This is a genomic window from Xanthovirga aplysinae (genome assembly GCF_009711365.1).
Taxonomy (GTDB): domain Bacteria; phylum Bacteroidota; class Bacteroidia; order Cytophagales; family Cyclobacteriaceae; genus Xanthovirga; species Xanthovirga aplysinae.
Map to the genome: position 1 here is coordinate 1 of NZ_SMMB01000043.1, position 244 is coordinate 244.

Consider the following 244-nt stretch of genomic DNA (forward strand, 5'->3'; position numbering starts at 1 on the left):
AAAAAAAAGTCAGAAAAATAATAAACAAAGGGAGGAGAGGAAATAGTAATATTTTTTATAAATATTTTATAACATCCAAAATAAACCCATCACTATTCATAAGGGTAAATGTTTTGGAAAAAAGTAACAGAAACAAAATTATATCTACTGTACTTACTGAAAAAGGGAAAGTAATTAAGTGGAGAAACAAAAAAAGCTGGCTTAAAAAACCAGCTTCTTAGTAGCGGGGACAGGACTCGAACCT

Annotated in this window: 1 protein-coding gene; it reads left to right on the forward strand. The window is 29.5% G+C overall.

What is annotated here, in order from left to right; all coding sequences use genetic code 11:
* Positions 1-221, forward strand: a 221-nt coding sequence (locus E1171_RS24000; RefSeq protein WP_222931253.1) for a hypothetical protein, incomplete at its 5' end; no start/stop codon positions are given.
* Between the last annotated feature and the right edge of the window lie 23 nt (positions 222-244).